Below are 18221 nucleotides of genomic sequence, written 5' to 3'. Positions count from 1 at the left end.
GCCCGCTGCCGACAGTGACCAGAGCCGGACAAAGCTGTCCGGGAAGCGAGGAGTCTCCATGGGCGCCACTGCGCATTCAGTCGAGAGATCTGCCGTCGAGCGGTCGACGATCAAGAAGGTCTCGATCCGGCTCGTCCCCTTCGTGGCCCTGATGTTCTTCGTGAACTATCTGGACCGGACGGCCGTGTCCTTCGCCGAGCCGAACGGCATGGGCCAGGACCTCGCGCTCACGGCGGCGCAGTTCGGCTTCGCCTCGGGCGTCTTCTTCATCGGCTACATCATTCTCGAAGTGCCGAGCAACATGGCTCTGCACAAGTTCGGCGCCCGCCGCTGGCTCGCCAGGATCATGGTTACCTGGGGCATCGTCGCCCTGCTCTTCACCTGGGTGCAGAACAGCGAGCAGCTGTACACGCTCCGCTTCCTGCTCGGTGTCGCCGAGGCCGGATTCTTCCCCGGCGCGATCCTCTTCCTGAGCCAGTGGGTGCCGTCCCGGCACCGGACGAAGGTGCTCGGCCTCTTCTATCTGGCCCAGCCGCTGACCACCGTGATCGGCGCCCCGCTGGCCGGCTGGTTCATCAATCAGCACGGGCTGTTCGGCCTCGAGGGCTGGCGCGTGATGTTCCTCGGCGTGTCCGTCCCCGCGATCCTGCTGGGCGTCATCGCCTGGTTCTACCTGATCGACAAGCCGGCCGACGCGAAGTGGCTGACCACCCCGGAGAAGGAGTGGCTGACCGCCGAGCTGGCCGCCGAGAACGCCACGAAGACCGGCGCCGACGAGAAGTCCGGGCACGGGCGCGAGGCACTGAAGGCCGCGTTCACCAACAGCCGTGTCTGGACCCTCGCGCTCATCTACTTCGGTTTCATCTACGGCCTGTACGCCCTCGCCTTCTTCCTGCCGACGATCATCAACGGCTTCCAGGACCAGTTCGACACCTCGTTCAGCGTCATGGACAAGGCCCTGATCACGGCGATCCCGTACCTCCCGGCCGCGATAGTCCTCTTCTTCTGGTCGCGCCACGCCACCAGGCACGGCGTCGGCACGTGGCACATCGCCGGCCCGGCCGTCGTGGGCGGCATCTCCATCCCGATCGCCCTCTACATGGGCTCGCCCGCCGCGACGATCGCCGTCATCACCGTCACCGCGTGTGCGATCTTCGCCGCGCTGCCGGTCTTCTGGTCCGTGCCGTCCCAGTTCCTGACCGGCGCCGCCGCCGCGGCCGGTATCGCCCTGATCAACACCGCGGGCAATGTGGCCGGTTTCGCCGCCGGCTACGTCACCGGCTGGCTGAAGGACTTCAGCGGCGACTACTACCTGCCGCTGTTCCTGGTCGGCGCCTTCATGCTCATGTCCGCCGCACTGATGCTGTGGCTCGCCGGCCGGTCCAAGGACCGCGGCGCGGGTCAGGGCCGGTCCCTCGTGGAGGCCCACTGATGACCCGCCTGTTCAACGACCCCGCCGCCTTCGCCGACGAGGCACTCGAAGGGTTCGTCGCCGCCCACCCCCACCGGGTGCGTCAGGTCCCCGGCGGGGTGGTCCGGGCCACTCGCACCGCCCCCGGCCAGGTCGCGGTCGTCGTCGGCGGCGGATCCGGCCACTACCCGGCCTTCTCCGGCCTGGTCGGCCAGGGCCTCGCGCACGGCGCCGCGGTCGGCAATGTCTTCGCCTCGCCCTCCGCCCACCAGGTGCGGCAGGTCGCGAAGGCCGCGCAGACCGGCGGTGGTGTCCTTCTCGCGTACGGGAACTACGCGGGCGACGTCCTGCACTTCGGGCAGGCGGCCGAGCAGCTGACCGCCGAGGGCATACCCGCCCGGACGCTCGGCGTCACCGACGACATATCGAGCGCCTCCGCGGCCGAGGCGCACAAGCGCCGCGGGGTCGCGGGCGACCTGGTGGTCTTCAAGACGGCCGCGGCCGCCGCCGAAGCGGGACATGATCTCGCCGAGGTGACCCGGATCGCCGAGCTGGCCAATGCCCGCACGCGTTCCTTCGGTGTCGCGTTCTCCGGCTGCACGCTGCCGGGCGCGGACCACCCGCTGTTCACCGTCCCCGAGGACCGGATGGCAGTCGGGCTCGGCATCCACGGCGAGCCGGGCATGGGAGAGCAGCCGGTCCCGAGCGCGGACGAGGCCGCCGAGCTGCTGGTGAGCACGGTGCTGGGCGAGCTGCCCGAGGGTGTCGACTCCCCGCGCGGGCAGCGGGCCGCCGTCATTCTCAACGGCCTCGGCTCGGTGAAGTACGAGGAGCTGTTCGTCGTCTACCGCCGGGTCGCCCAGTTGCTTCATGAAGCCGGTGTGGAGGCCGTCGACCCCGAGGTCGGCGAGCTGGTGACCAGCTTCGACATGGCGGGCGTCTCGCTCACCCTGTGCTGGCTGACGGACGAACTGGAACCGCTGTGGACGGCTCCGGCGGATGCCCCCGCGTACCGCAAGGGCACGGTCGAGGCGGCCGACCTCGTCGTCGGGACCCCCGCCGAGCAGGCCGTCGAGGAGCCGGTCCGGGCCGCCACCGAGGAGTCCCGCGCCACCGCCCGTACCGTCCTCGCCGCCCTGCGCACCCTGAAGTCCACCGTCGACACGTACGCCGACGAACTCGGCCGGATCGACGCGGTCGCCGGTGACGGCGATCACGGCATCGGCATGCAGCGCGGATCCACGGGCGCGTACGAGGCAGCCGTCCGCGCCGAACAGCTCGGCGCCGGTGCCGAAACGCTCCTGCACCGGGCCGCCGACGCCTGGGCCGACAAGGCGGGCGGCACCTCGGGCGCCCTGTGGGGCGTCATCCTCCGCGCCATCGGCACCGCTCTCGGCGACACCGACCGGCCCACCGCCCCCGTGGTCGCCGCCGGCGTCGCGGAGGCGACGGCGGGCGTGATGCGCCTGGGCAGGGCGGAGGTCGGCGACAAGACGATGGTCGACGTCCTCGTCCCGTTCGCCGAGGCGCTGACCACCGCCACCGCCGACGGGCAGCCGCTGTCCACCGCCTGGGACACGGCGGCGAGCACCGCGGCCGCCGCCGCGGCCGCCACCGCCGACCTGCTGCCCCGCATGGGCCGGGCCCGTCCGCACGCCGAGAAGAGCCTCGGCACCCCGGACGCCGGGGCGCACTCCCTCGCCCTGATCGTCCGCGCCGTCCACCCCGTTCTCGCACCCACCCTGGAGATCCGCTGATGTCCGACAAGCTCCGTATCGTCGTCGGTTCCGACGACGCCGGTCACACGTACAAGGAAGCCCTCAAGAAGGACCTGGAGGCCAGCGACCTCGTCGTCACCGTCACCGATGTGGGTGTCGACGCCGACGGACACACCGCGTACCCGAAGGTGGCCATCGCCGCCGCCGAGATGGTCGCCCGCGGCGAGGCGGACCGCGCCCTGCTGGTCTGCGGCACCGGCCTCGGTGTCGCCATCGCCGCCAACAAGGTCAAGGGCATCCGCGCGGTGACCGCCCACGACTCGTTCTCCGTCGAGCGCGCGGTCCTCTCCAACAACGCCCAGGTCCTCACGTTCGGACAGCGCGTCGTCGGTCTGGAACTGGCCCGTCGGCTGGCCGCCGAGTGGCTGACGTACCGCTTCGACGAGACGTCCGCGTCCGCCGCCAAGGTCGCCCTCATGCGGGACTACGAGAACCAGCAGGAAGCAGCAGCCTGATGCCCGCCGCTTCCACCGCTCCGGCGCCGATCACGATCGGGGTGAGCCTGAAGATGTACTTCGGCCACCACCAGACCCTGAACTGGGCGCGCCGGATCGCCGACACCGCCGCCCGGCACCCGGCCCTGACGACCGGCGCCGCCGAACTGTTCGTGCTGCCCGCGTTCCCCGCGCTCGTCCCCGTCACCGGCATCCTCGCCGGCACGGGGGTGCGGACCGGGGCGCAGGACCTGGCGACCGAGGACACCGGCCCCTACACCGGCGAGGTCAGCGGCGCCCATCTCAAGGAGATCGGCGCGAGCTACGCCGAGGTCGGCCACGCCGAACGCCGCCGGCTCTTCGGCGAGGGCGACACGGTGGTCGCGGCCAAGACGGCCGCCGCCCTGCGCAACGGCCTCACACCGGTCCTGTGCGTCGGTGAACTCGACCGGGTCTCCCCCGCCGAGGCGGCCGCCCGCACGGTCGCCGAGGCAGAGCGCGTCCTGGCCACGGCAGCCCATGACGGCGCCCCGGCCCCGGTCGTCCTCGCGTACGAACCGCAGTGGGCGATCGGCGCCCCCGAACCGGCGTCGTCCGAGCACATCCGTACCGTCTGCGCGGCCCTGGCCGACCGGCTGTCCACGCAGCCCGCCCTCGCCGGCAGCAGGGTCATCTACGGCGGTAGCGCGGGCCCGGGACTGCTCACCGAACTCGGCACCGGGGTCGGCGGTCTCTTCCTCGGCCGGTTCGCCCACGACCCGGCGGCGGTGGAACGCATCCTCGACGAGGTCCTGGCCCTGCACGCGACGGCAGGAGCGGTCTGATGGCCTACGGACTGAGCACCTACGCCTTCTTCTGGCGGATCTCCGAGCGCGCCCCGCAGCCGCTCACCGTGCACGACATGCTCGCGCAGACCCGTGACCTGGGCGGCGAGGTCCTCCAGATCTGCGACTACCCGCTGATCGAGACGTTCGACGACACGCAGCTGGACGCGGTACGCGACACGGCGGCGGAGTACGGCATCACGCTGGAGCTCGGCACCCGGGGGGTGAGCCCCGCGCACCTGGCCACGTATCTCCGTATCGCGCAGCGTCTGGGCGTCACCCTGGTCCGCTCGATGATGAACACAGCCGACCACCGGCCGACCGTGCCGGAGGCGACGGCCCTGCTCCGCGAGGCCGTCCCCGGCTACGCGACGGCGGGCGTGACGCTCGGCCTCGAGACGTACGAACAAGTCTCCACCGACGACCTGCTGTCCGTCGTGCGCGGCGTCGACAGCCCGTACCTCGGCGTCGTCCTCGACCCGGGCAACAGCGTCGCCCGGCTCGAACGCCCGGTGGACGTCGTCGACGCCACCGCCCCCCACGTGGTGAACATCCACGTCAAGGACTTCTCGTTCTCCCGCCGCGACGGCTGGGTCGGCTTCACGTTCGCCGGCTGCCTCCTCGGCGAGGGCCTCCTCGACTACGACCACATGATCGACAAGGTCCGGCCGGCCGAGAAGGGCATCAACCAGATCGTGGAGCACTGGCTCCCCTGGCAGGGCGACTTCACCGAGACCGCCCGCCTGGAGGACCAGTGGACCCGGCACAGCATCAACACCCTTATGAGGAGCAAGTAATGGCCACCGAAACCACGACCGCATCCACCACCGTTGCCGTCATCGGGGCCGCCGGCAAGATGGGCCAGCGCGTCTCCAACAACCTGGTCAAGAGCGACTTCACCACCCTCTTCGCCGAGAACTCGCCGAAGGGCCAGGAGCTGATCCGCGAGCTCGGCCGCGAACTGACCGACGGTGCCGAAGCGGCCGCCCGGGCCGATGTCGTCATCCTCGCCGTGCCGGACGTCGTGCTCGGCAAGGTCTCCGAGCAGCTCGTCCCGGTCATGAAGCCGGGCGCGATCCTGCTGACGTTGGACCCGGCCGCCGCGTACGCGGGTCTGCTGACCCGCCGCGCGGACGTCCACAACGCGGTGGCGCACCCCTGCCACCCGTCGGTGTTCCTGGAGCGCACGACGAAGGAGGAGTGGGCCGACACGTTCGGCGGCATCGCCGCCCCGCAGGAGGTCGTCGCCTCCTTCGAGCCCGTAGCCGAGGCCGCCGACCCGAAGGCCCAGGAGCTGGCCGAGGCGGTCATCTCCACGATGTACGCCCCGGTCGTCGAGGTCCACTGGGTGACGGTCAAGCAGCTCGCGGTCCTGGAGCCGACCCTCGTCGAGACGATCGCCTGCATGGTCGGCGCGCTCCTGACCGAGGCGCTGCACGAGACCGTCCACACGGTGGGCGTCCCGGAGAAGGCGGCCCGCGCGATGCTGCTGGGCCACACCCAGGTGGCACTGGCCAACACTCTCAAGGGCTCCAACCCGTTCTCCGACGCGTGCCTGATCGCGATGGACTACGGCCGCGAGTCGATCGTCCGCGACGACTGGAAGAACGTCTTCAACGACGACGAGCTCGACAAGGTGATCACGCGGATGCTCAAGATCAAGGAGATCAAGCGCTGACCCGCATTCCCCCGGCCCGAAATGGGGCCGTGGTGCGGCAGGGGAACCCGAACCGGGTTACCCACGTCAACTAAGCACCAGGGCTGCCGACTTGCCTCGGCAGGTACCCATCACTCGGACCGGGGGACGCACATGAACTGGACCGGACGATCCGCGGGCGTGCTGCTGGCGGCGAGCATGGTGATCTCAACAGCCGCGTGCACAGCTGACAGCAGCAGCGGCGGGGCGGCATCGGGTTCCTGCGTCAACCGGTTCACCTACCAGGAACGAACGTACCGAGACGTGGCGAACGTCGACTTCACCGTCGGGGCGAAGCTCGGCGTCGCCACCCAACCTCCCTGCGACGACACCGGCGGCCAGGACAAGACCGATGAGACGGGGACTGCACAGACTGCCTACGAGGTGCATGGCATCTCGCCCGAGGTGGCCATCGCAGTCGGGGACACACCCGCGGAGGCCTCGTTCTTCGCCGCCTACTCCGGCGCAGACCTCCCGCCCGAAGTACAGAAACTGATGGACGGCTCATGATGCGGGGCGTGACACGAGCACGGCCCGTCAGACCGCGACAGGGTCGCGGGCCCGGGTCGTGCTCGACAGGCTCGACGGGGGCATCGCCGAGATCCTGGCCGCCAAGGCACGGCTCGACGCCGCTGAAGCGTTCCGGGACGCCGCTCAGTGGCTCGACGCCTACGCCAACTCTCTCTACCGCTCGGTCAAGAACAACCGTGACGGACATGGGCTCGCCGCCCGCCTCGACGCCGCCGACAGCATCGGATTCCTGCCGGAACTGCTCTTCGCCCCGGACCGCAGTCCCCGCCCCTACAACAAATACCTGGAGTGGGAACTCAGCCGGTACCCGCTGCCCGGCTGGGACACCGGCCCGCTGCTGGAGTCCGTGGACCGCATCTCGGCAACCGGCGGCGTGTCCCATCAACGGAGCCTCTTCGCCCGGATCGAGGCAGCGGCCCGGCACGCCGGCCACGGCGCGGTGCTGGACGCATGGGGCGAGGACCTGGAGCTGATGCGACCGCGGTAGCGGGGCTCACCCGCGGGGCTTCGGCCAGTCCTGGGTGTCCGCCCATGCGGCGTACGAGGTCCAGGGGACAGTGGGGAACTGCGCACGCAGCGCCTCCAGGTCCACCTGGTAACCGGTGCCCTCCAGAAAGCTGTACATGGCGAACATGTCGGGGTTGACGGTGCGCAGATCCTCCAGTGCCGTCTGCCGGAACGCGACCGCGCCGCCCGCAGCCCGTCCGATCGCCTCGGCCATCCGGACGGGCGTGGGGTCGTCGCCCGCCACTTCGATCCGCTGCCCGATCCAGCGGTCCGGATCGGCCACGACCGCGGTCACGACCCGGCCCAGATCCTGCCGCGCCACCTGCTGGAGAGGGGTGTCGCCGGAGAGCGGCATGGTGAGGATGCCGGCGGCGACCTCGTCCAGCGCGCCCAGCGCGTTGTCGTAGAAGTAGGTCGGTGCCACCACCGTCGCCGGAAGTCCGGAGCCGGCCAGCAGCTCCTCGGTCCTGGCCTTGGTCTCGAAGTGCGGGACGCCGGTGCCGCGGTCCGCACTGGCGACGGAGGCCATCACCAGATGCGGCAGCGCGGCGGCCTCGGCGGCCCGTACGATCGCCGCGCCCTGGGCCACCTCCGCGTCCAGACCGTCCTGGAACGGCGTGGTCACGGCGAACGCGGCCGTCGTGCCCCTGAACGCCTCGGCGAGCGAGTCCGCGTCGAACAGATCCCCGGGGACGACCTCCGCTCCGGCCACCGCCAGCGCCCTGGCCCGCCCGCTGCGGGGATCGCGCACCACGGCGCGCACGGCGTGCCCCGCCTCCAGCAGGGCGGCGGCCACCGCACCGCCCTGGCCGCCGGTCGCACCGAGTACCGCGATGGACATGGCTTCTCCCTGATCGTCGACAGACATGGGTCCATGCTTACCAGCAGTGGCCGGACCTGCCACCGGGAGAACCCCGGGCGGTGGGCGTCGGCCCTGTCTCGTGTCCGTCTCAATGACGACCGGCACACAACTCGGCCCGGACCGTCGTGCCCACGACCCGGTCGGTGGCTCCCCAGGACGTGGCCGGCGCATCGACCAGATGCAGGCCGTACCCCGACTCCGCGCCACTCGTCGGCGCACACCGCTGCGGCCCCTGCGCACCCAGTGCGTCCGACACCTCGACCTGAGCGCGGCCCGATCCCCCTGGCACACCGGGTCCCGCACCGGATCGCGACAGCCGCGACCCGGTCGACCGCGACGCGGCGGCTCCCGACGTAAAGGCTTTAAAGGCATGGGGAAGAAGGAACTTCCCAACCAAACCCGTCCCCCCGCCTCAACCCGAGGCCCGTCACTCGCACGGGTGAGGTTCGCCAACTGAGCTGGAGTTCACACCGGTTGGCTGGCATATGCTCGCCGCGACAACCACAGACATGCGTCGGCCCCCGGCCGGGACTGCAATCCCGATCGAGGGCCTGACCACCGAGGAAGCGAACCCTTCCCGATGGATACCCAGCAGATTAGCGTGCCCTCGCACGCCCCGTCCCGCGTACCCGGGAGCGCCGCGCCGTCGTCCGGTGTCGTGCACATCAACTCCCGGCACACCAGCCGCTTCACGGTCGTCGGCAACCATCTCGCCCAGCACCGGGAGCTCTCGCTCCTCGCGATCGGGCTCGGCCTGCACATCCAGTCGCTGCCCGCCGGAGCGAAGGTCGGCATCAAGGTCCTCGCCGAACGCTTCCCGGACAGCGAGGCCCGCATCGCCGCCGCCCTGCGCGAGCTGGAAGCCCACGGCTACCTCCGGCGCACCCGGGAGCGCCTCCCCGACGGCCGCGTCATCACCCGCACCTGCTCGTACAACCAGCCGGGCGCCACCCCGCACGCACCCACGACACCCAAGCCACAGCCCCGACCGAGGCCGCGCCCCAGGCGCCCTGCCCCCGCACCCGAGACGTGTGCGGCGCTCAAACCGGTCGCGTCGCCCACACTCGTGGCGCAGCTGCCCGCACCCCCGACCGCACCGCTTCAGGAACCTCACGCCCCCAGCGCCGAGCGACTCCGCACCGGTCACGACCCCTGCCGTGGCCGACTTCGCCGGCGGCACGCTCGGCTTCCGGGTGCGGATCGGGCTCAATGCCGACAAGGCAGCCGCCAACACCCTCCTCGCACGGGTGCGGGCCGCGGGTTTCACCGCCTCCGCCGTCTTCACCGGGTGGGACGGATCCTCGACCGACCGCGGTCCGTGGCGTGTTCAGGTGCTCACCATCGACCCCAAGAAGTTCCGCGGTGACCTCGTCGGCGACTTCGGGCCGGACATCGAGCGGCGCGAGACCACCAGCATGCTCGCCCGGACCCGGAACGCGACTGCGGGGATCAACGCAGGGTTCTTCGTGCTCGACCCCGCCGCCGGTGCGCCCGGCGACCCCGCAGGCCTCGGCGTCTACAACGGACAGCTGCGGAGCGAGGCCACCAACAGCCGGCCGGTGTTCACGTTCACCGCCGACGCGCGGCACGCAGGCGTCAACCGGTACAGCTGGACCGGCGAGGTCAGGGGCGGGCACACCACGCTGGCCCTCGACGGCATCAACCGCGTCCCCGGCCTCATCCGCAACTGCGGCGGAACCCACGACGACCTGCCCACCAGCCACCCGCTCCACGACACGACCTGCACCGACCCCGACGAGCTCGTCGCCTTCACCGCGGACTACGGCGCCTCCACCCCGGCCGGCCCCGGCGTGGAAGCCGTCCTGGACCGGCAGGGCCGGGTGACCGAGGTCCGGGAAACCCGCGGTGGCGCGCTCCCGGCGGGCGCCCGCTCGGTTCAGGGCACCGGCACCGAGGCCGCCGCCCTGCGCGCGATCGCCAAGCCGGGCGCCCGCCTCGCCGTCAGCGGCCACCTGACCGACGAGCAGGGCCGACCGACCCACAGCCCGCAGATGGCTGTCAACGGCGGCCCGGAGCTCGTCCGCGACGGCCGTCCCCATGTGACACCGCAGGCCGACGGCATGGTCCGGCCCGGCGACCCGAGCTTCTACTACGGCTGGGCGGCCAAGCGGAATCCGCGCACGATCGCCGGTGTGGACGGGCACGGCCGGATCATGCTGGCCACGGTCGACGGCCGCGCCGTCGACAGCCTCGGTCTGTCCATCGCGGAGAGCGCCGCGGTGGCCGACTCCCTCGGCATGGAGAGCGCCGTCAACCTGGACGGCGGCGGCTCGACCACGATGGTCGTCGACGGCAAGGTGATCAACCGCCCGTCCGACGCGGCGGGCGAGCGCCCGGTCGGCGACGCGATCCTGGTGCTGCCTTGAGGAGGGCTGCCGGTGGCAGGTGGGACAGCAACCGGCCGAAGGCGTCGACGGCTCAACGACTCCCCTTACAGATGCTCTCCACCTCAACGCTCATGCCGGGGGCTGTCCGGCACCTGGCGAGGGCAATCACGCATGCCTTGTCACAGCCGTGTCCTAGCCTTCCCGCATGACAGAGCCTCTTCGCTACAAGGTCACGATCGCCGCGAGTCCCCAGCAGGTATGGGACACCCTGACCACGTCCGAGGGAACGAAGGCCACGCTCTTCGGCTGCCTGATCGAGTCGTCCTTCGCGGTCGGCAGCCGCGTGGACTTCGTCGGCTACGGCCCCGAAGGCGAGCGGATCGTGCAGGTCTACGGCGACATCGAAGTGTTCGATCCACTCGGGGAGTTCACCTACATCCAGCATCCGGGAGCGGCGCACAACGAGAAGCACGCCGAGACCAGTTGCCGGATGGCCCACCGGCTGACACCCCGCGGGGACTCGACGGAACTCGAACTGACCGTCGACCAGTGGAGCGACGGCAATCCGGCGTACGCGCACGCCGCGAGCAGTTATCCCGAGTCCGACTACCTCAAGCGCATCAAGGCGCATGCGGAGGCACTCGCCTCCTGACGCGCTCCCCGGCGTTGTGACCGGGTCCGGCGGCACCCGCCTGCCGCCGGTTGCACCGGGGGCGGGCCCGCGGAAGGGGGCGCGGGCCCGCCCGGCCGGGATGGTCGATCATTCCCGATCACCGACCCCCGGGAGACGTGGCGCGCCCGTCCTCCCGGGGGTACGGAGCGGACATCACCCGAGCGGTCCCCGCCGGCGGTACCGTCCCGGCCCTGCCTCGGTCACAGATACTGTGCGTAATCGTCGAGGGTGCGCAGGACCTCCGCATCCCCGGCCGGGGGAAGCTGCAGGACGACCTCCTCGATGCCAAGGTCCGCGTAGTGCGCCAGCTTCCCCGCGCTCGGCAGCACCGCGTACGGCACCACCTGGAGCTGCTTCGGGTCCCGGCCTGCCGACTCCCAGGCCTCGCGCAGAACGGGCACCGATTCCGTCAGTCCCCGGCCACCGATCGGGAGCCAGCCGTCCGCATACTCCGCGATATGAGCGAACAGCTTCGGGCCTGCCGCTCCGCCGATCAGGGTGCGCGGGCCGGTCACCGGGCCGCGCGCCTCCTGGACCGGCTTCGGGTACGCGTGACTGGCCCGGACGGACCCGAACTCCCCCTCGTAACCCGTGGGTTCGTCCGCCCACAGGGCGCGCATCAGCGCCATCCGGTCGCGGCCCAGCTCCCGCCGGGTCCGCCAGGTCACTCCGTGGTCCGCGGCCTCCTCGACATTCCAGCCGAAACCGAGGCCGAGCGTGAACATGCCGCCGGAGAGGTGGTCGAGCGTGGCGATCTGCTTCGCCAGGTCGATCGGGTCGTGCTGGGCGATCAGGGTGATGCCGGTGCCGAGCGCCAGCCGCTCCGTCACCGCGGCAGCCTGGCCGAGGGCGACGAACGGGTCGAGCGTGCGGCCGTACTCGGGCGGGAGGTCGCCGCCCGCCGGATACGGGGTGTCCCTGCTCACCGGGATGTGCGTGTGCTCCGGCAGATAGAGCCCGGCGAATCCCCGCTGTTCGAGCTCGCGCGCGAGCCGTACCGGCGTGATCGTCTCATCGGTGAGGAAGATCGTTGTGGCGATCCGCATTCGAGGACACCTCCGTCGTCGTCTGACCCCAACCTATGCGGTGCCGATCAGGACGCCCAGGACTCCCGCGTCGCCGTTTCCGCCCTAACGTTGTCCACTGTGAGCTTCGCGAACGCCGCCCCCGGCAAAGACGGCGCTACGGACCGGGCCGACCTGACGAAGACCGTGCGCGGCACCCTGCCGACCGGGTCGCCCGACTTCGTCTATCTGCCGGTCGACGTGCCCCACGGCGTACGGGAGATCGCCGTCTCGTACACGTACGTGAAGACTCCCGTCCCGGCCGGCACCCAGGGCAACACCCTCGACATCGGCATCTTCGACGAGCGCGGCACCGAACCGGGCGGGCGCGGCTTCCGGGGCTGGTCCGGCGGGGCGCGTGGCGGCTTCTTCATCCGGGCGGACGAGGCGACACCCGGCTATGTCGCGGGTCCGGTACGGGCCGGGACCTGGAACATCGTGCTGGGCCCGTACACCGTCGCGCCCGAGGGCCTCCCGTACGAGGTGACGATCGCCCTCCGTTTCGGCGAGGCCGGCACCACTCCTGCGCCCGCGTACCCGCCCGAGCGCGCCAGGGGACGCGGCCGCGCCTGGTACCGCGGAGACTGCCATCTGCACTCCGTCCACTCGGACGGCAAGCGCACCCCGGCCGAGATCGCCACCGCCGCACGCGCCGCCGGGCTCGACTTCATCAACAGCAGCGAACACAACACCCACACCGCGCACAGCGCCTGGCAGGGGCTGTGGGGCGACGATCTGCTCATCCTGACGGGCGAGGAGATCACCACGCGCAACGGTCATGTGATCGCGCTCTCCACCGACCCCGGCACCTTCGTCGACTGGCGCTACCGGGCCCGCGACAACCGCTTCGGGCACTACGCGAAGGCCGTCCGCCGGGCGGGCGGCCTGGTCGTCCCCGCCCATCCGCACGCCACCTGCATCGGCTGCCACTGGAAGTTCGGCTTCGACGAGGCGGACGCGGTGGAGGTGTGGAACGGGCCGTACACCCCGGAGGACGAGATCGCGCTCGCCGAGTGGGACAACTCCCTCGTGGCGGCCGTCCGCGTATCGAAGCCGTGGATCCCGGCGATGGGCAACAGCGACGCACACCGCGAGCCGGACAGGGTGGGGCTGCCGCAGACCGTCGTCCTCGCCGAGGAGCTCTCGCGCGACGCGATCCTCGCGGGCATCCGGGCCGGACACTCGTACATCGCCGAGTCGTCCGCGGTCACCCTCTCCTTCGGCATATCGGGCGGGCGCGGCAGGCACGCGGGGATCGGTGAGCGGCTGCGGGCCGACGCGGACAGTCCGGTCACCGTACGGCTGGAGGTCACCGGGGTGCCCGGCTGCACCGCCCACTTCGTCACGGACCAGGGCACGCTGTTCACCTCCACGCTGCCGGAGTCGGGCTCGGGCACGGTGGAGTGGTGTACGACCCCGATGTACGCCGCCTATGTCCGCGCCGAGGTCCGTCACCCGGCCACGGTGCCGGGGCTGCCGGGGGCACTGGCGGCGCTCACCAATCCGGTGTTCCTGGACATCTTCTAGCGGTGTGCGGCGGCCCGGCTCAGAAAGGCGAGCCGGGCCCGCTTCTCCGGCTTATCGATCTCCGGGCCGAGCTCGAAGCCGGCCCGGACCACCCGGGCGACCGCCTTCTCGTTGCGGGCGTCGGGCTCGACGACGATCCGCCGGTGGGCGGGATCGCCGAAGACGTAGCCGATGAGTACGGAGAGCAGCGCACCGGTGAAGCCCGGTTCGGCGGTGCCGGTGGGGCCGACCAGCAGGTGGATTCCGTGGTCACCGGGCTGCACGTCGTAGCACTCGCCGAGCGGGTCGGCGTCCGGTTCGTACGTCTGGAAGAGGGCGACGGGTTCGCCGTCGCGGTGGACCAGATAGGCGTGGTGGGTGGTGAGCGAGTCCAGGAACCCGTAGGTTTCCCGGACCTGTTCGCGGCTGTATCCGCCCATGCCCCAGAAACGGGCGCGTTCCTCGGTGACCCAGGCGTGGAGCAGGTCGAGGTCGCCTGCCGGGTCGACGGGGACGAGGCGGACGGAGCCGAAGCCGTCGACCTCTCGCTCGTACGCATGGGACTCGGCGCTGGTCTCGGCGCTCATCTCGGGTTCTCCTCTTCTCGGTGCAGCAGGTTCCAGTCCGTGACGACGGGGACGAGTTCTCCCCGTGCCCACAGCGGGAGTTGATCGCGGTGGTGGGCGTCCCCCGGGACCCCCGACGCCCCGAGCGGGACCACCCACAAGCTGTCCTCGCGCCGCGCCAGGTCCCATACGTAGCGGGCGGCCGGGCCGCGGGCGCTGTGGTCGGTGACGCCGGGGACGCTGGACGTGGACAGGACGCAGTCGTGGTCGCCCGCGAGCCCGGGCCAGTTCTCTCCGGGGTGCGTACCGGGCAGCGCCTGCCAGGGCGCGAGCCGGTGCACCTCGCCCCAGGGACGGGGGACGTCCTCACCCGCGATCCGCTCCACGGCACCCGCGACCACTGCCAGCCGTTCCGCGTGCGTCAGCGGTCCGCCGCCGGTCCCTGTCAGCAGTCCCTCCAGCGCGTACGCGATCCTCGGCACCGTCGCGAGCCAGGGGCGGAACAGATCCGGGTACGGATCCGAGTGCGCCGACCCGTTCAGCGGAGCGAACGCCGGGTGGGCGGCCAGACGGTGCACGACCTCCGCGCGCAGCGCCGCGTACAGCGTGGCGTCCGTGCTGTCGGCGTCCATCCGCCGGTCCCAGCGCAGCAGCCGTTCGCGCAGCCGTACGGCCTGCGGGCCGGGCACCGCCACCTCTTCCAGCATCCCCAACAGGGGGCGGGCGGAAGCGAGATGGGTGTCCATGTGGAGGTTCGCCATGTCCTTGGCGGTCCAGTGGGCCGATTCGTCGAGCAGTTCGCGTATCCGGTCGGCCCGGTGCGGGGGTGCGAACTCGATGCCGAGCGGGGCGGCGATCCCCCGCTGGTTGGCCATCACCGCCGCGCCGCGGACGTCCGCGCGCGGCATCGGCGCGCGGCGGTCCCGCCAGGTGTATGCGGCGTCCCAGGCGGGCACCGTACGCAGCCGGTTCTCGTGCGGGCGCACGGGTACGTGTCCGGCGACCCGGTGCAGGGTCGCGCCCGCCGTGTCCGCCGCCAGGACCACATTGACCGGCTCCACCCAGCGGTCGAGCGCGGTGTCGAGCTCGGCGACCGTGCGGGAGCGGAGCATCGCGAGCAGGGTGTCGAAGCCGAGTTCGCCGGTGACGCGGGGCGGGTGGCGGAGGCTGACGGCTTCCTCGCCGGTGTCCGGGCCGCCGATGATCACGGGCCCGCGGCCGGTCTCCACGACCTCGACGGTCACCGCGTCGGCGCCCGCCACGTCGATGGTCTCGGTGTGGGCGGCGGCCGGTTCCCAGCCGTCGGGGCCGAGCGCCTCGACGTCACCGGCCGGTGTGCGCCGCAGCCGTTCCCGGTAGAGGTCCTGGTAGTCGGCCATGGCGTTGGTGATCGCCCAGGCGACGTGCCCGGTGTGGCCGAAGTGGGCCAGACCGGGTACGCCGGGGACCGCGAGGCCCAGCACGTCGAACTCGGGGCAGGCGAGACGGATCTGCTGGTAGACGCCCGGGTCCTCGATGAACCGGTGCGGGTCGCCCGCGATGATCGGTGCCCCGGTGGCGGTCCGCTCAGGGGTGACGAGCCAGCCGTTGCTGCCGGAGGTACCGGGGCCGTCGGTGGCGAAGAGCTCGATGGCGTCGTCGCCCAGCCGGCGGGCGACCTCCTCGCGCCAGAGCTTGGTGGGGAAGCCCGCGAACAGGATGTGGGTGGAGAGCCAGACGCCGAGCGGGGTCCAGGGCCGCCAGGATCCCGGGGCGAGCCCGGCAGCGGCGAACTCGGGTGCCCTGCCCGCCCCTTCCGTCAGTCCCGCGTTGACGCCGTCGACGTACGACAGCACCCAGTCGGCGGTCCGCGGTGCGACGCGCTCCAGACGCTCGAAGCAGCGTCGGGCGGTGTCGTCCAGCCGCACCCGGCGGGCGAACCGGTCCCATTCGAGGGCGTCCGCACCGAGGAACGCGGCCGTGGTGCCCTGCACCCGGTGCCGTTCGACCTCGATCTGCCAGGCGCGGTCCAGAGCGGCGTTGCGGCCCTGGGCATGGGCGAGTTGACGGATTCCCGGCGCACGCAGGTGGGGTATGCCCCAGTCGTCCCGGTAGACCTCGTTGCGCATGCCGTTCCCGCCCTTGCTCGACTCCCCCGCCCCCAGAATTTAGGTTAGCCTAACCTAAATTACCGGGTTCCGCGCCGCGACGCGGGCGCCCCCTGGTCGACGAGGTGAGGTCCGCGCTGCCCGCGCTGCTGGGCGACCCCGCGGATGCGTACATCTGGATCGACCGCGACACGGCGACGACCCGGCCCCTGGCCGCGTACGTACGCAAGGAACTGGGCGTCGCCAAGGAGCGCGTGAACGCGCCGGGCTACTGGCGCGCGGCTGACCGTCACGCCGGGCCGCTGTCACAGGCCCCCGCGCCATGAATCGCCACGCATCGCTCTGACCGGGGAACGAATCCACGGTCCGGCTCCTCTGTGGGGTGACGCATCCCGTCACCCGTTCTTCGCAGAGGAGCCGTCATGCGCCCGACCCGCCCCACCGCCACCCCCACCGCGCTCGCCGCCGCCATCGCCATCGCCACGGTCCTGACCACGGACGCCCTGCTGCACCTCTTCTGGTCCACCGGTGCCACCTGGCCCGCGCAGGACGTCACGACGCTCTCGTACGCGGTACTGGGCTCCGACGTGCCGTTCACCCCGCCGGTCCTGCTCCCCCTGGCCACCATGCTGCTGACCGGATCCGCACTGGTCGTGGCCCGCGCCCGGCTCGGCCGCCGCCACCGCCTCGGCCGACTCCTGCAGGCCACGACACTGGCCGTCGGCTGCGGTACGGCGGTCCGCGGACTGGCGGGCGTCGCCTGGGCGTTCGGCGTACGGGCGGGTCTCGACGACGGGGCGGGAGACACGTTCTACTGGCTCAACCTGGCCCTGTACACGCCCCTGTGCCTGGCCATGTCCCTGGCCGCGTTCCGCCTGGCGGCAACGGACGGCTCCACGAAGAACGAGACCGTGACGGAGGAAGCTCCCGCCCGTGTCCGATGACCACGACCGCGCGGTGCTGCTGGTGCGCGCCGCCCAGCGCGGCGACACGATCGCCATGAACGAACTCCTCGACCTCCTCATCCCGTACGCGGGCCGCATCTGCACGCCCATCGCGCTCGCCGACGGACCGGACGCCGTGCAGGAGACCCTGGTCGCCGTCTTCCGCGGTCTGCGGACGCTGAAGGAACCGGCCGCGCTGTACGGCTGGGTGCGCGCGATCGCCTGCCGCGAAGCGGTCCGTGTCGCCCGCCGCACCGCCCGCGCCGTCCCCGCCGACCTCACCTCGCTGCCCGGCCGCGGCGACCCGCAGCTGGCCGCCGACATCGACGACACCCTCGCCCGGCTCTCCCCCGAACACCGCGCGGTCCTGGTCCTGCGCGACATCGAGGGCTTCGACGAACAGTCCGCCGCCGCACTGCTCGGCCTGCGCGTAGGCACCGTGAAGTCACGGCTGCACCGGGCCCGGGACTCCTTCAGGAAGGCTTGGTCGTCATGACCGACAACCACCCCGCCCCGGGCTCCGCCGCACGGCCCGACGCAGCCGGCCTCGACCCGGTCCGCCGCCTGCACGCCCTCGCGGCGGGTGTCCGCGGTGCCCGCGTCACCACCCGCGAGATCGCCGCCCCGTACGACACGATCGCCCCGCTCCTCGCGGACCTGGACGGCGAACTGGCCCGCCTGGTCCCGGACATGCGCGGCCTGCGCCTGACCCGTGCGGACGGTGACCGCATCGAGGCCGTGGCCGTGGGCCGCCTCGGCCTGCGGGCCCGTTTCGACGGCATCCGCCGCCCCGGCTGGGTATGGCTGCAGAGCCGCTTCCTCCTGATCGGCATGGCGGCCACCCCGTCCGCCACCGCCCCGGATCACACCCTGGTGGCGTTCACCGGCGGCGTACGCGTCCCGGGTCACGCGGCTCTGCTGCCGGTGGCCGTGGGGCGGGCGGGGCGACGGGTGCTGGGACGGCTGGAGGAGCGGGTGGCGGGGTGACCG

At 71.8% G+C, this 18221-nt stretch carries 16 protein-coding genes and 4 pseudogenes; 16 read left to right on the top strand and 4 right to left on the bottom strand.

Features of this window, described 5'->3' with window-relative positions:
- The first annotated feature begins 58 nt into the window (after positions 1-58).
- The 8 genes and pseudogenes from OG972_RS23845 to OG972_RS23810 form a co-directional block, all read left to right on the top strand.
- Complete coding sequence (locus OG972_RS23845) at positions 59-1432, top strand: MFS transporter (protein WP_266984605.1); 1374 nt, start codon at positions 59-61, stop codon at positions 1430-1432.
- A complete protein-coding gene (locus OG972_RS23840) occupies positions 1432-3168 on the top strand; it encodes a dihydroxyacetone kinase family protein (RefSeq protein WP_266984603.1) in 1737 nt (578 codons plus the stop codon). The genes OG972_RS23845 and OG972_RS23840 overlap by 1 nt, the downstream gene beginning before the upstream one ends.
- Positions 3168-3644: a ribose-5-phosphate isomerase gene (locus tag OG972_RS23835; protein WP_266984601.1), complete on the top strand. Its 477-nt coding sequence runs from the start codon at positions 3168-3170 to the stop codon at positions 3642-3644. The genes OG972_RS23840 and OG972_RS23835 overlap by 1 nt, the downstream gene beginning before the upstream one ends.
- Positions 3644-4447: a triose-phosphate isomerase family protein gene (locus OG972_RS23830; protein WP_266984599.1), complete on the top strand. Its 804-nt coding sequence runs from the start codon at positions 3644-3646 to the stop codon at positions 4445-4447. Before OG972_RS23835 ends, OG972_RS23830 begins: the two co-directional genes overlap by 1 nt.
- On the top strand, positions 4447-5244 hold the full coding sequence (locus OG972_RS23825; protein ID WP_266984597.1) for a sugar phosphate isomerase/epimerase: 798 nt from the start codon (positions 4447-4449) through the stop codon (positions 5242-5244). Before OG972_RS23830 ends, OG972_RS23825 begins: the two co-directional genes overlap by 1 nt.
- On the top strand, positions 5244-6125 hold the full coding sequence (locus OG972_RS23820; protein ID WP_266984595.1) for a phosphogluconate dehydrogenase C-terminal domain-containing protein: 882 nt from the start codon (positions 5244-5246) through the stop codon (positions 6123-6125). Before OG972_RS23825 ends, OG972_RS23820 begins: the two co-directional genes overlap by 1 nt.
- Positions 6126-6257: 132 nt before the next feature.
- A complete protein-coding gene (locus OG972_RS23815; protein WP_266984593.1) occupies positions 6258-6653 on the top strand; it encodes a DUF6281 family protein in 396 nt (131 codons plus the stop codon).
- A gap of 43 nt (positions 6654-6696) precedes the next feature.
- Positions 6697-7161, top strand: a pseudogene (locus tag OG972_RS23810) (hypothetical protein); the annotation flags it as partial.
- 6 nt (positions 7162-7167) lie between these two features.
- Here the strand turns inward: OG972_RS23810 and OG972_RS23805 are convergent.
- Positions 7168-8022, bottom strand: coding sequence for an NmrA family NAD(P)-binding protein (locus OG972_RS23805; RefSeq protein ID WP_266984591.1), 855 nt, complete (start codon positions 8020-8022; stop codon positions 7168-7170).
- Between the two features lie 601 nt (positions 8023-8623).
- Between OG972_RS23805 and OG972_RS23800 the strand changes: the two are divergent.
- The 3 genes and pseudogenes from OG972_RS23800 to OG972_RS23790 form a co-directional block, all read left to right on the top strand.
- Positions 8624-9019 (top strand): annotated as a pseudogene (locus tag OG972_RS23800) (helix-turn-helix domain-containing protein); the annotation flags it as partial.
- A 166-nt stretch (positions 9020-9185) separates the two neighbouring features.
- Positions 9186-10430, top strand: a pseudogene (locus OG972_RS23795) (phosphodiester glycosidase family protein); the annotation flags it as partial.
- A 166-nt stretch (positions 10431-10596) separates the two neighbouring features.
- Entirely contained in the window at positions 10597-11043 is a 447-nt protein-coding gene (locus OG972_RS23790) for an SRPBCC domain-containing protein (protein WP_266984589.1), read from the top strand.
- A 221-nt stretch (positions 11044-11264) separates the two neighbouring features.
- On the opposite strand, the gene OG972_RS23785 is transcribed toward OG972_RS23790, so the two are convergent.
- On the bottom strand, positions 11265-12110 hold the full coding sequence (locus OG972_RS23785; RefSeq protein ID WP_266984587.1) for an LLM class F420-dependent oxidoreductase: 846 nt from the start codon (positions 12108-12110) through the stop codon (positions 11265-11267).
- Between the two features lie 99 nt (positions 12111-12209).
- On the opposite strand from OG972_RS23785, the gene OG972_RS23780 reads away from it, so the two are divergent.
- A complete protein-coding gene (locus OG972_RS23780; RefSeq protein WP_266984585.1) occupies positions 12210-13655 on the top strand; it encodes a CehA/McbA family metallohydrolase in 1446 nt (481 codons plus the stop codon).
- Here OG972_RS23780 and OG972_RS23775 read toward each other — a convergent pair.
- Both OG972_RS23775 and OG972_RS23770 read right to left on the bottom strand, forming a co-directional pair.
- Positions 13652-14221 carry a GNAT family N-acetyltransferase gene (locus OG972_RS23775; protein ID WP_266984584.1) on the bottom strand — a complete coding sequence of 190 codons (570 nt, stop codon included), beginning with the start codon at positions 14219-14221 and terminating at the stop codon, positions 13652-13654. The two genes, OG972_RS23780 and OG972_RS23775, sit on opposite strands and share 4 nt — an antisense overlap.
- A complete protein-coding gene (locus OG972_RS23770) occupies positions 14218-16308 on the bottom strand; it encodes a penicillin acylase family protein (RefSeq protein WP_266984583.1) in 2091 nt (696 codons plus the stop codon). The genes OG972_RS23775 and OG972_RS23770 overlap by 4 nt, the downstream gene beginning before the upstream one ends.
- A 60-nt stretch (positions 16309-16368) precedes the next feature.
- Here OG972_RS23770 and OG972_RS23765 point away from each other — a divergent pair.
- From OG972_RS23765 to OG972_RS23750, 4 genes and pseudogenes are all read left to right on the top strand, one after another.
- Positions 16369-16613, top strand: a pseudogene (locus OG972_RS23765) (SIP domain-containing protein); the annotation flags it as partial.
- Between the two features lie 96 nt (positions 16614-16709).
- Complete coding sequence (locus OG972_RS23760) at positions 16710-17231, top strand: DUF3995 domain-containing protein (protein WP_266984582.1); 522 nt, start codon at positions 16710-16712, stop codon at positions 17229-17231.
- Positions 17221-17727: an RNA polymerase sigma factor gene (locus OG972_RS23755; protein ID WP_266984581.1), complete on the top strand. Its 507-nt coding sequence runs from the start codon at positions 17221-17223 to the stop codon at positions 17725-17727. The genes OG972_RS23760 and OG972_RS23755 overlap by 11 nt, the downstream gene beginning before the upstream one ends.
- On the top strand, positions 17724-18218 hold the full coding sequence (locus OG972_RS23750) for a hypothetical protein (protein WP_266984579.1): 495 nt from the start codon (positions 17724-17726) through the stop codon (positions 18216-18218). The genes OG972_RS23755 and OG972_RS23750 overlap by 4 nt, the downstream gene beginning before the upstream one ends.
- Positions 18219-18221 lie beyond the last annotated feature (3 nt).

Origin of the sequence: Streptomyces sp. NBC_01669, from assembly GCF_026339735.1 — a bacterium.
Lineage (GTDB): Bacteria > Actinomycetota > Actinomycetes > Streptomycetales > Streptomycetaceae > Streptomyces > Streptomyces yanii.
The sequence above is the reverse complement of the archived record's forward strand: the minus strand, read 5'-3'. Positions and strand labels throughout refer to the sequence as shown.